General features: G+C 32.2%; 13 protein-coding genes. 9 read left to right on the top strand and 4 right to left on the bottom strand.

Annotation, left to right across the window (positions count from 1 at the left end):
• Positions 1-378: 378 nt before the first annotated feature.
• Positions 379-1,104 carry a hypothetical protein gene (locus KMHG_RS16810; RefSeq protein WP_010291356.1) on the bottom strand — a complete coding sequence of 242 codons (726 nt, stop codon included), beginning with the start codon at positions 1,102-1,104 and terminating at the stop codon, positions 379-381.
• Positions 1,105-1,712: 608 nt separating this feature from the next.
• Between KMHG_RS16810 and KMHG_RS16805 the strand changes: the two genes are divergently transcribed.
• The 7 genes from KMHG_RS16805 (at position 1,713) to KMHG_RS16770 (ending at position 8,154) form a co-directional block, all read left to right on the top strand.
• Positions 1,713-3,152 (top strand): DEAD/DEAH box helicase family protein, encoded by a 1,440-nt coding sequence (locus KMHG_RS16805; RefSeq protein ID WP_010291354.1) that lies wholly within the window; start codon positions 1,713-1,715, stop codon positions 3,150-3,152.
• 387 nt (positions 3,153-3,539) lie between these two features.
• Complete coding sequence (locus KMHG_RS16800) at positions 3,540-4,862, top strand: phage portal protein (RefSeq protein ID WP_010291350.1); 1,323 nt, start codon at positions 3,540-3,542, stop codon at positions 4,860-4,862.
• Complete coding sequence (locus tag KMHG_RS16795; protein WP_010291349.1) at positions 4,859-6,322, top strand: phage major capsid protein; 1,464 nt, start codon at positions 4,859-4,861, stop codon at positions 6,320-6,322. Before KMHG_RS16800 ends, KMHG_RS16795 begins: the two co-directional genes overlap by 4 nt.
• A 354-nt stretch (positions 6,323-6,676) precedes the next feature.
• Positions 6,677-6,976, top strand: a complete 300-nt coding sequence (locus KMHG_RS16785) for a head-tail connector protein (protein WP_010291347.1) — start codon at positions 6,677-6,679, stop codon at positions 6,974-6,976.
• The gene (locus KMHG_RS16780) at positions 6,976-7,311 is read left to right on the top strand and encodes a phage head closure protein (RefSeq protein ID WP_010291344.1); all 336 of its coding nucleotides are present in this window, start codon (positions 6,976-6,978) and stop codon (positions 7,309-7,311) included. Before KMHG_RS16785 ends, KMHG_RS16780 begins: the two co-directional genes overlap by 1 nt.
• A gap of 101 nt (positions 7,312-7,412) precedes the next feature.
• Complete coding sequence (locus KMHG_RS16775) at positions 7,413-7,901, top strand: hypothetical protein (protein WP_010291338.1); 489 nt, start codon at positions 7,413-7,415, stop codon at positions 7,899-7,901.
• A 1-nt stretch (position 7,902) separates the two neighbouring features.
• On the top strand, positions 7,903-8,154 hold the full coding sequence (locus KMHG_RS16770; RefSeq protein WP_010291337.1) for a hypothetical protein: 252 nt from the start codon (positions 7,903-7,905) through the stop codon (positions 8,152-8,154).
• Positions 8,155-8,329: 175 nt separating this feature from the next.
• Here the strand turns inward: KMHG_RS16770 and KMHG_RS18555 are convergent, their stop codons facing one another.
• Together KMHG_RS18555 and KMHG_RS16760 are read right to left on the bottom strand one after the other, a co-directional pair.
• Positions 8,330-9,328 carry a hypothetical protein gene (locus KMHG_RS18555; protein ID WP_010291336.1) on the bottom strand — a complete coding sequence of 333 codons (999 nt, stop codon included), beginning with the start codon at positions 9,326-9,328 and terminating at the stop codon, positions 8,330-8,332.
• A 370-nt stretch (positions 9,329-9,698) separates the two neighbouring features.
• Positions 9,699-10,262, bottom strand: coding sequence for a hypothetical protein (locus KMHG_RS16760; protein ID WP_010291334.1), 564 nt, complete (start codon positions 10,260-10,262; stop codon positions 9,699-9,701).
• A gap of 157 nt (positions 10,263-10,419) precedes the next feature.
• Between KMHG_RS16760 and KMHG_RS16755 the strand changes: the two genes are divergently transcribed.
• Positions 10,420-10,929: a hypothetical protein gene (locus KMHG_RS16755; protein ID WP_010291333.1), complete on the top strand. Its 510-nt coding sequence runs from the start codon at positions 10,420-10,422 to the stop codon at positions 10,927-10,929.
• Between the two features lie 56 nt (positions 10,930-10,985).
• Complete coding sequence (locus tag KMHG_RS16750) at positions 10,986-11,438, top strand: hypothetical protein (protein WP_010291332.1); 453 nt, start codon at positions 10,986-10,988, stop codon at positions 11,436-11,438.
• Positions 11,439-11,764: 326 nt separating this feature from the next.
• Here the strand turns inward: KMHG_RS16750 and KMHG_RS19205 are convergent, their stop codons facing one another.
• Positions 11,765-11,935 carry a hypothetical protein gene (locus KMHG_RS19205; RefSeq protein ID WP_154647386.1) on the bottom strand — a complete coding sequence of 57 codons (171 nt, stop codon included), beginning with the start codon at positions 11,933-11,935 and terminating at the stop codon, positions 11,765-11,767.
• Positions 11,936-12,008 lie beyond the last annotated feature (73 nt).

The raw sequence follows: 12,008 nt of genomic DNA, 5'->3' as shown, positions 1-12,008 counted from the left end.
TAAAATATTTTTAACTGAAGATGGATTATATGAAGTATTAATGCAATCACGTAAACCAATTGCAAAAGATGTTGCAGAATAGATTGAACATAGTAAAGTAACTATGATGTTAAACAACGTTGATGAAGATGAAAAAGTCAAAGTAAATAATACTTACCTTGAAAATAGAACTGGTGGGAATGGCACATGGTTCTTAACCGAAGATGGACTTTATGAAGTATTAAAACTAGAATTTTAATGCGTCTGATCTTGTGGAATGACGCAGACAAAAAGTACACGTCATGCTGTTACTAAATTTTTAGTAATAGCTTACAGTTGCGGACAAAAAATTCCGTTACTCAAACTTGCAGCAGTCATTTAACCAAAAGAAAAAGCACCCTAATGAGTGCTTGCGTTCCAACGTTTTATAAATTCATCATAGCCAATCTGATACATAGAATAATTTGAACCGAATTTATAAAAATGATTCTTTAATTCCGGACTTTCAATAAGTATATTATCAATAAATTTAACCATATTCATAGATTCAAAAACATCATCTGTAAGATTTTGCGTATCATAACATTTATTTTCCGGTTCGATTTCTTCTTGCACTGGTTCCGGTTCGTACATTTCCTTCCAACGTGCGATATTTGCCAGTGATTGATTTATTTCTTGTTCATGTTGATATTGATTTAATTCATCTTGTAAACGTGTGATTGTTTCTTGAAGCCAACAGTCATAAGGCATTTGCGTATCAATCATTTCATATAATTCCTTGCCACTTAAATACTCAATGCCCACAAAATTATGTGTTATATCCACATTTTTTTGTATAGGTGCAACAGTATTTTGTAATGTAGCCACATTTTTTTGTTGTCGTTTAATTATCCATACGGTGACACGTTCTCCATGCACATATTTTGGTTCAGATTGAATTGTAAAGGGTAATTGTTTTGACTTTATTTCTTTTTTGATACGAGATAAACCGGCAAGACGGCTCGGGTTTTTCTTATCTAATCTCAATTGCTTCAAATCATGGCGAAATGCTTTAATGTCCTTTGGGGTTAAAGTAATCTGATCTTGCTCTTTTAGTCGTGATTCAATTATTTCTAGTAATGTCATGTTGTTTAGTTGCTCCTTTTCTCTTTGTACGTCCGTTATATACCAAGCAGAACAAAACTAAACAAAAAAACGTGGCAAATTTAAAAATTTTGTGGAAATCATAAGCCACAAAATATTGATACACATGAAATTGTGGCAACATAACCTATATAAGTACATTCCCTTCAATTAACCACCTATATTAAAGTGTTGCACGTTGCTCCGTTTGAATATTCTGACTATTTTTGACGTTATTTTATGTAAATTTAGTGCTGTAACGGCATGAATAGGACACTTTTTTTTCAAAATATAAGCCTACGGCAATCATATATTTATAATTTTTGTCTTTTAAAAAAACACCATACTACTATAGTGTTTAAAAGAAAAATTAAATTTGAAATGAAATCACTTCACGATAGTGAATGATTTTGTTTCACAATTTCAATTTTCTTCGTTAAACACAAATGTTATTTTTATTTTTCGCCACGTACTCACGCATAAAAAGTGACGTTCCAATCCTTCTATAAACTAATCGCTATTTATTTTTCTTATTTTTAGTCTTTCACGTTGATATTTTATTTTTCATGTATATAAAGTCCTTGAAACTTATGAAAGAAGGACTTAACAACATGGAATATTTAACAAATCTTATAACAACAGAAAAATTAAAAGAATGGATTGAACAACGTATGGACGTACTACTTATTGCAAATGCCGGTGCCGGCAAGACTTATTTATTACTTGAACAATTCGTGCAACAAGCTAAAGAGAAAGGCTTGAACGTATTATATTGCTACAATCGCAAATCAATGAAAGCACAATTTGCTCAAGATTATGAAGATAAACACGAGAACCTATCTATTATCAGTTATCAAAAAATGCAGCAAGAAGATTTATTTTCAAAAGATGAAATGTATTTGACTGAATATGATGTGATTTTATGCGATGAATGTCAGTATTTCGTATCTGACGCATGGACTAAAGAAACTTATATCTCATTTGAAAAGATTCAACGTAATAATGCTCAAAAGATTTATTTCACAGCTACACCGGAGCCTTTCAAAGCAATTGCACATTTAGTACACAAACCTTTTAAAACGCTCGATATGCGACCATATACGGCTCAAAACATTGATGAAATTTATATTGCAAAAGAAACAAAAACATTTGAGCAAGCAGAAGAAAATTTCTTACGAAACAATACAGTCATTCATTTTGAAGATAATAAAAATCATAATCAAAAACTGGCTACAAAATATGAAAATCAAGGCTATACAACAGCCGTAATTGATAAGCGCACAAACAATGATGTTACGAAAAAAATCGCAAGTACAGACCAAGATCAGAATGTATTTGTAAACTTTCTAGCAACTACCTCAACAAATGAAACTGGTGTGAATTTTAACATAGTTGGAGATAGCGTTGTAACGTTCCAACTATGTATTGATTACACTGGCCTTATTCAAAGTGCAGCACGACTTAGAAAGTTTGAAGGGAATAAAAATAACACTGTCAAAATGCTATTTAAAACGCCACATAAGAATATTTTACGCAATGCAAAGGAAATGAACGATAAACGCCTTGAAGAACTCCTAACGGCACGTAAAAGCCTTTTAGAAGGTATTGAAATCGTTCCGTCCATTATCAGATATGATTTTGAAATTGCATATCTTCAAATGCAAAATTCAATCATTGAAGAAATGGAAAACTTCAAAGATGAAACGGACGAAAATAATCTAATTAAATTTTATGAATTGAAGTTAGCGGAATTGTTTCCGAGTGCAACAATAAAACCAATTGATAAATACGATGTATTGCCGATTGAAGAAGTCTTAAATGACTTATTGGGCAATGATAATGAAATGGTACTGGACAAGGATATGCAACTACTTGTAAAAGATACATTAGGTATTGGAATCAAAGTGATGAAAGAAAAGATGAAGGATAAATTTGATTTTGTGACTAAACGCCAAACAACAAACGGTATAAAAGAAACTCTATGGATTATCAAACGAAAAATGAATAAAAATATTAAATTTTCTGATAATTTAGGGTACAAGGTGGGGTAGTTGTAGACGTAAGTAGTGTAGGGGTAATAAGAATATTAAATATTTTTATTACTTTACGAATTTCTATATTTTTTTCATGTGAGATTAATTTGAGGAGGACAGAATGAGAAAACCTCCATTCTTAACAACAATTCTTTAATTCAAAGTGTAAATAATTATTCTTTCAAAGTGGCGTGTATTTTCCAACACGTCACTTCTTATGTTCTGAATCACTAACCATGTGAGAATGAACGCCTATTTTTAATATATTTTAGCAAATATATGTTTCTTCCAACACCGGCAATTAATTTTGTCGGTGTTTTTATATGTTTTGAAGATCAGAAATTGATTGGATAAGCACCAACACAACTGAATATAGAAATCTTTATGAAAGGAGAGCAAAACAAATTGGCATTTTTCACACGAAAGAACACTAAAAAATTAGGCTCCAATGATGATGAAGAAACTGTTTTTAGTGCAACGATTGAAGTAAACAATCATGTTGCCAGTGTTTCCGAATCACAAGCAATGATGATTCCAATTTTTAAAAATGCAGTTGAAGTTATTACAAATTCAATCGCTCAATTACCGTTGCAATTAATGGCGAAAAAGCCTTTCAACAACGTTGAAATTATTGAAAATGATACACGTTTGAACATTTTAAATAAACGTGCAAACAGGTATTTAACGGCATATTCAATGAAAAAGGAAATCGTGAAAGATTTATTGCTTTATGGTCATGCGTATTTGTATCGCAAAGGTACAGATTTACACGCACTTGAAGCCAAAAATATGCAAGTGAAATTCTATACAGAAGATAACGTAACCATTGCACGTTCCGAATATATTTTCACGAACTCCAAAGGTTCACATTTGTTTGATGAAAAAGAAATCATTCATTTTACAAATGGCACAAAAGGCATTTTATATGATGGTGCAGAAACGCTAGAAATGGCTTTAAATCAACAGTCTTATAGTAAAAACATCTTTAAAAACGGCGTTATGCCAATGGGGCTACTGAAAGCAAGCACTAGACTTACAGAAAAAGCGATTCAACATTTACGAACAAGTTTTCAAAACCTTTATTCCGGTTCAAATAAAGCCGGTAAGACTATCATTTTAGAAGAAGGTCTTGATTATCAAACTTTATCTTTAAAACCCGATGAACTCGGACTTGATAAGTCAAATAGTCGTATCAATTCGGACATTGCAAAACTGTTCAATATTCCGTTATCAATGCTTGAGGAGTCTGCGAATAAATACAATAGTATTTCAGCACATAACCTTTTGTTCTTACAGACAACGATCAGTCCATTATTGAAAATCATTGAAGAAACATTGAACGCAGCTATGCTTTACGAATATGAAGAAAATCAAGGTTTCGAGTTCCGATTTAATACACAAGAATTACTTCGAGGTACTAATGAAGAACAAGCACAACTGGCCACAATGCTATTTGAAAAAGGCGTTATTAGTCGTAACGAAGTACGAGCAAATCTTGAATTAGCTTTTGATGATTCAAAAGACTTTTATAAAGATTCACAAGGTATGATTTACCGCTATGAAGATGGCACAATCCTTAACTTAAATATGCAAATTGAAACTACAACAAATACTGAAACTAATACAGATTCAATTGAAACTGTTAAAGATTCAGATTCACATAAAAAAGATACAAATGAAATTGATTCAGATCTTGAACCAATTGAAGAAGGGAAAGTTTTAGCTTGATTGAAATTCGAGAAATGCAAGCAACAACAAATGCCGTTGCAGATGATGAACAAGCAATGAAAGTTGCCGGTGTCGTAAACAAGCCGAATGAGAAAAGCGAAGTAATGCTAGACGCAAAAGGCAAGCCATTCGTTGAAATGGTGCTTAAAGGTGTCTTTAGTGACGCAATCGAAAATGCAGAAAACATTCGTTTGTTATATGCACACGATACTAGCAAAGTTCTTGCAGATACCAAAACAGGCACTTTAAAAGTGTTCGAAGAAGATGGCGAAGTTAAAATGCAAGCCGTTCTCGTTGATACAACAGACGGTAAAGACGCATTTGAACTTGTTAAAAAGCAACTGGCCGGCGGTTTATCATTCGGCTTTACAACTTTAGAAGATGAATGGGAACAAGTTGACGGTATGTATCAACGCAAAATCAAAAAAATGAGTTTAAGCGAGATCAGTATCGTACCAGAGCCAGCTTACAAACAAAGTGAAGTAGAACCGGAAAAACGTTCTATCGAAGTACCAACAAAAATTGAAATTGAAAAGGAAGTACAACCAACTATGGAAACTATGGAATTAATTCAAAAAACACGTGAAAACACATTATCAAATATCTTAAAAGGCGAAACTCGTGATTTAAGCACAACAGCAGCAAACGCAGCAGTCATTCCTACCGAAGTAAGCGATAAAATCATTGAAAAAGTTGTGGAAATTTCAAACGTCTTTGACAAAGCAACAAAAATTAAATCTGAAAATGGTCAATTACAAGTAGCCGTTGAAAATGCAAATAACATTGCTTCATTCGTTGTGGAAGGTTCAAACGCTATTGAACAACAACTTGCAACAACTTCAAAAACACTTACACAAAAACGTTTAGCAACAGCATTATCTTTATCTAACCAATTATTAAACGATTCAAAAGCAGACTTAAATACATTCGTTGAAAACAAACTTGCTCGCTCAATCGCACAAGGTTTAGAAAAAGCAATTATCGCTGGTAATGGTACAACTGAATTTGAAGGTGTAACAGTTGCAGCAAACGTTGAAGAAGTAGAAGTTGCAGCAATTACAGTAGACGAATTACTTAAATTAACTTTAAAAATCCCTTCTGTATACCGTCAAAATGCAATGTTCGTAATGGATAAAGAAACACATGACGAAGTAGCATTAATGAAAAACGGTAACGGTGATTATATCATGGCCAATGGTGTTACAAACGGAAAACTTACAGAAACATTATTCGGTTATGAAGTTGTTGTATCTCCAAACATGCCAGAAGGCACACCAATTGTATTCGGTTCATTCGCAGATGGCTATACAATCATGTTAAAAGACGAACAACAATTACAAATCATTAATGATAGTCAACAAGCATTACGTGCGTCTGTTCTTCACATCTATGATATTTACGCAGATGGCGCAGTAACAAACGTTGAAGCGTTCGTCAAATTAAAAGTAACACAAGGCTAGTCAATAGCCTTTTATATCAAGGGTAGTCGATTAAGTTCGGCTATCCTTTTTTTATTTGTTTTAACGGTCTAACCATGACATGTTAAAGCACCAAATAACTAAACAACAATTGAATAGGACAGATAAATATGTATTTAAAATTAAATAATATGATTGGCGCAATTAAATCATGCAAGGACACAATGAACGCAAATCTATACAGAAAAATGTTGGCAAAGGCTTATGTATTGCTATATGCACAACTACACGACAATAAGAATGAAATTATGTATCTAGTGAATAGAGAACTCGAAAAAGAAAATGTACAACACATTTCATATATGTTCATCACTACAACATTGAAGGAGAAATAATATGACAATTACAGAATTAGATATATCAACCGTCAAAAATTATTTAAGAATCGACCACGATCTTGACGATAAATTGCTTGTTCTAATGATTGAGAGTGCCAAGAACTATGTACAATCGTTTATTAATCGTTCATATGATGATTTCGAGGAAGTGCCAACTGAATTTGTTATTGCAGCACTTAATTTAATTGCTCAATGGTATGAAAATCGGACAATTCAAAGTGAATCACAAGCACATGAACAATTATATTCATTTAGTGGTTTATTATTGCCACACAGAAGTTTTTTAGGTGAAGCATAATGCCAATGACAATCGGAATGATGAATAATCGTGTAGAATTTCAGAAGATTTCTAAACAGACAATTTATGATGAATACGGTGACGCAGAAACAACAACAGTAAATGAAACTGTATTAAGTTGTTGGTGTTATGTGAAGCAACAGACATTGAAGGATATTACTGCAAGTGTTGGCACGATACTAGAAAGCACAAATGCGCTTGTTATAAGACATACAAACAAAATTGATAACACAATGACAGCATTATTAAATGGCGTAACATATCAAATCGTACAAATTGAATCTGATCTTCAACGTAAAAAATTTGATACGGTGATTATTAAACGTAAAGGGTAGCCCAGTGCAATCCTAGAAAAATAGTGAAGGTTACACGATAGCATACCGCCACTAAACGCACACGCATTTTACCGTTTGAAAAAGCAAAAAGGAGCATACACATGGCAAACAATAAATTAATACACATGGATAAGAATGTTACACGTGCCAAAGAAAAGGCCGAACGTGAAGCACAACTCAATGAAAAATTATCGCAAATCAAAACAGATTTACACGATACAAAAGGCTTTTTCTTGTTTGATTCACGCTATTATCAAGCACTGGCAACGGCAATTGAAGATTTAAACACCGTACACCTTACAAACATTGATATTTTCGGACTTGTTGAAGTAGCAAATACAATGTATCTGATTGAAAAATTAAATCGTGACATTGCAAAATTTGACGATAACACCGAATACAATGAGAAATTAAAACATATTGCTTCACGTAATGGCTTGAATAATACGCTTGAAAAGCAATTAACAGCACTTCAACTTTCACCGGCACAACGAAACACTTTACTCGTTGAAACACAAACAAACATGAACGCTATTACCATTTCAAATTCAGATTTTGATGGTATATTAACTGATCTTGGCGGTATTTAACATGAACGAAATTTTAAAGAAAATGAAGGACATGAATGATACGCAGCAGTTAAAATTTTTATTATCAAACCCGGCAATTTTTGTAAGCAATCCTCTAATGTTCATTTTGGGCATTTCTGACACGTTACAAGCGAAATTGAATTATCAAAGGTATTTAACTCTAATGAGTAATATCGCAATTCAGAAACGCAATACAGCGTTATTAAAGGCAACTGAAAATGCAATGCGTGAAGTTGACCATTTGAATATATAAAATAACCCTATCCAGTACATCGGATAGGGAATTTTTTTTGCTTAACAACATGAAACTTATTTAACAATGCAGTTATATACCAATCCGAAAAAAAGTAAACATGAAAATAAAATTTTCCGTTACTAAATGTTTTTAAATTGTATTGAAATCTAGCCAGTTCTTTAATCTCCTGATCTTATTCATTTAACCAATCGTATAGAGGTACTTTGCGTGATTCAAGTGCTTTTGAATACATCTCTACAACGACTTCGGCTGTTTCCGGTACAAAGTTTTCCATAACCTTTTCAACTTCTTTTTCTGTAACGGCTTGTAATTCGGCTTTAATACGTGAATCAATAAAGCCACGCATTGATTTAATGTGTTTTAAAGCACCTAATTTATGTGCTTGTAACGTCATTTCAACAATTCGTAATGCTTTTTCAAGTAATGAATCGGTCATAGGTTTGTACATAGGAAATTTAGTTAAGCTATAAACATTACCGAATACGATTTCTTTAATGGCTTGCACATCATCTTTTGTGTTCATAAGTGAATTGTATACAACGTCTTTCAAACGTGAAATGAAACGTAATGGCTTGAATGATTCTTTAGGTTTTACTGGTTGTGTAAGTAATTCGGCTTTAGGTGCATTATCTTTTTTCACTGTCATTTTAACAGCGATTGATTTAAAACCTTCCACGCCTTTACGTATATAATATTTATTAATACTCGCTTTAGTTAAGTTCGTTTTATGTGGTGCCAAAATTGTATTTTCTTTTGTTTCCTCAACGTTGATTTCATGCGATTCTTCATTTTTCAACGTGGTGCCAAAATTGTATTTATTGAATTGTGCAATGTTCGGTGCTTTTAAACCTGTTTTAGCAGACTTTGTTTCATGTAATGTAACAAGGCCAATTTCAACAGCTTTCTTTAATGCACGTTTAGCAGTACGAACAGAAGTTTTAATTTTATACTGATTAAGTGCAGCGTCTACAACAGTTTTGATTTTTGCAGTAACAACGCCTACAACTTTAGCAGCGTAACGTTTATATACACGTAAGAAGTTTAATTCTGATTTAGTGAACTTGTTGGCGTGGTCCGCTAAAAACATTTCATAGTTTGTATTAAATTCTTTCACGTCTTTGAAGTTTGATAATTGTTTAAAAAATTCCGGCTTGTAATTGTATGTAAGCATTGTTCATTCTCTCCTTTTGAGAATAAAAAAATGACAAATCGTACCTATACGGGTACAACTTGCCATTCAAAGCCTTGTTTAATAACATTTTATACTTGAAATAATAGCTTTCAACCTTTAAAATAAAGCTATCGGTTAGGCATTGCCTAACACAAGATATAATGTTACTAAACGACTGATTATGTAAAGTGAGTACCGTATGCGAGAGATACGGGAAAATGATTGTCTGGTACGCCAATACCTTTCAATCACATATGATGTCGTTTTTTTATTCGTTCATTTATGTATTTGATAGTTAAGATTATACCCTTATGAATTTTGTTTTACAACAAAAAAACGGCATAAAAGCCGTTAAATCAATGCTTTGCACCTATAAATTTTTTTTATCCGAATAGTTATATAAAAAATCTAAAAGTGCGACTTCAATTACATTACTGATCTTCAGATTATTTTCCTCGGCTAGTTCTGCCACTCTATCCGCAATTTCCTTTGAAATATAATAACTTCGATTTTTCCGTTCACGAACTCTTAATTTCGCCACTTCTTCAACTAAATTTTTCTTGCCGAAATTACTTTCTCCGTCCATTCGTTCCGCAATCATTGTTTTAAGTACATTAAATTCTTTTGGGCTGAACCCCAACATTTCAACTAATTGTGCATTTGTATTAGGAATATAATTGTTTTGTTCAATTTCCAATTTTTCAACAGCCGAACCCTCATTTGTATTAGGAACTATTATTTTTTCTTCAATAATGGGTTTATGCCATGAATGAGTTTTCTTGTCATACTCAAAACCCTTATTTTTCAACACTTTTGCGACTGTTTTCTTTGCGGTTGGTATGTTTCTTTCAGCTAACATTTCAACGATTTTTGCCACGCTGAACCCTTCCGAACCCCAATCACCTATAAGGCTATCCCTAAAGTTATTTTCCATTTTTTCACCTTCTTTTTATGTATTAGGTTTCTATTATCATTATAAGTGTATTAGAGATGATTATAAAAATAATATACTTATAAGTTATAAATATCAGATGTTTGATATACTCTATAAATCTTAAATGGTATATTTTGGTTGTCGCAGGAGGTGTGTTATGAGTACAGAGTGGCAAATAGCTTTATTTGGAATAGGTTGTACTACGATAGGTTGGTTTTTAAATACTGGTTTTACATATTTAAAAGAGAAAAAACAAGCTGAAGATAAGGCGAATTCTGAAAGAGAAGATTTTGAAAATGAATTATTGGCATTAATAAAAGGTGAAGTAAGAAGGAATTTAAAAGAGAATGTATCAAAAAGTGAATATGATTTTTTAATAAGAGTATTTTCTTTAAGAGAATTAGGTCAAACAGATCCAATAAATTATGGCTATCGCTCAAAAAATATTGTTACTGAGAAATTTGATGAATTACGTCCGAAAATCAACAAATACAATTCAACAATACTTGAGCAACATAATGGCAATGAAGTTGTGGGATTATATGAATTTTTAGAAGAATTTTATGGTGACGATGTAATTTATTTAAATGATGTTTCACCAGAAAAAGCAAATTATTATAAGGAAATTTTACAATACTTTGAAAATGTTTTTGGTATGTACCGATAATAACCCGTTATGCGAATTGCACATACAATTTAGATGTGAATATAGGAGGTTGAAAAATGTCTGAGAAAGATGAAGTTGAAAAGCAAATAGAAGAAATGCCTATTATCAAAGCTATGAAAGATTATATAAACCCTGCTTTAAATTACACAATGGCTGTTCAATTATTAGAAGAAAATTTACCTGTCATGGAGGCTGCTAAAAAACTGACCGAAATTAATAGTACACAAGAAAACAATTTTCCTTCTTTTGAAGAAATGGCACCAATTGTGAACCATAATGCGGAAATCATAAGTTTATTAAGAGAAATAAACGAGAATAGTAAGCAACAACATGAAGCTATTATGTCTGTACTCCAAGATATTGTATTACTTCAACAAGCTCCGGAAGAAGATAAACCACATATTATTGAGAGGATTACGCAGACATTATCTAATATTGGTAGTGCAGTAGACGCTGTGCAATCGGTTGGAGAACTTATACAGCAATTAATTCCAAGTGGAGCCGTTTAATACGGCTTTTTATTTTGCTTTTTTCAAGTTTTGATAATGGTCTGTTACGCATATTAGACGGTCAAAAATTATTTTCACAAGGTAAACTTCATAAAGTGAATTTCACCTTGTGAAATACACCGCTTAAGTACTATCAAAAGAATTACTATCAAAAGAATTACTAAAATATATGAAATGCCATATATATTATTCTTTCTTTGTTTTACTGGAACAAACATAAAGGGTTGAATCGCTTTTAAGTAAAAACAGTTGTTTCAATAAAACATATACGAATATCTTATATTCCATTCAATATATTATTTATTTTATTCAAGATCAGAATAGCATTAATCCTTATGTTTCTGACGTTCTGCCAGTTCTTCATGCGTCTGATCAGATTCATTTTTTTCACGCTTAATATCTTTTGTCGTTGTATATGAAATTTCATCTTCATACCAAAGTTTCGCAAACTCAGGATTCTTTAATTGTTCATTTAAGTATTTCTCGAAATCGTCCATTTTATCACCTCATTTTTATTTTATCACTTGCAGCTGCTTGCCAATTGATGAAGATGAAAAAACCNCTCGGACT

It is taken from the genome of Kurthia massiliensis, assembly GCF_000285555.1.
Classification (GTDB): domain Bacteria; phylum Bacillota; class Bacilli; order Bacillales_A; family Planococcaceae; genus Kurthia; species Kurthia massiliensis.
This window is presented reverse-complemented; position numbering and strand designations above follow the sequence as displayed.

What these genes read in the sequence shown, in the direction of transcription:
- KMHG_RS16810 (WP_010291356.1), bottom strand. Translation starts at nt 1,104, where the DNA reads ATGACATTACTAGAAATAATTGAATCACGACTAAAAGAGCAAGATCAG.
- KMHG_RS16805 (WP_010291354.1), top strand. Translation starts at nt 1,713, where the DNA reads ATGGAATATTTAACAAATCTTATAACAACAGAAAAATTAAAAGAATGG.
- KMHG_RS16785 (WP_010291347.1), top strand. Translation starts at nt 6,677, where the DNA reads ATGACAATTACAGAATTAGATATATCAACCGTCAAAAATTATTTAAGA.
- KMHG_RS16780 (WP_010291344.1), top strand. Translation starts at nt 6,976, where the DNA reads ATGCCAATGACAATCGGAATGATGAATAATCGTGTAGAATTTCAGAAG.
- KMHG_RS16775 (WP_010291338.1), top strand. Translation starts at nt 7,413, where the DNA reads ATGGCAAACAATAAATTAATACACATGGATAAGAATGTTACACGTGCC.
- KMHG_RS16770 (WP_010291337.1), top strand. Translation starts at nt 7,903, where the DNA reads ATGAACGAAATTTTAAAGAAAATGAAGGACATGAATGATACGCAGCAG.
- KMHG_RS18555 (WP_010291336.1), bottom strand. Translation starts at nt 9,328, where the DNA reads ATGCTTACATACAATTACAAGCCGGAATTTTTTAAACAATTATCAAAC.
- KMHG_RS16760 (WP_010291334.1), bottom strand. Translation starts at nt 10,262, where the DNA reads ATGGAAAATAACTTTAGGGATAGCCTTATAGGTGATTGGGGTTCGGAA.
- KMHG_RS16755 (WP_010291333.1), top strand. Translation starts at nt 10,420, where the DNA reads ATGAGTACAGAGTGGCAAATAGCTTTATTTGGAATAGGTTGTACTACG.
- KMHG_RS16750 (WP_010291332.1), top strand. Translation starts at nt 10,986, where the DNA reads ATGTCTGAGAAAGATGAAGTTGAAAAGCAAATAGAAGAAATGCCTATT.
- KMHG_RS19205 (WP_154647386.1), bottom strand. Translation starts at nt 11,935, where the DNA reads ATGGACGATTTCGAGAAATACTTAAATGAACAATTAAAGAATCCTGAG.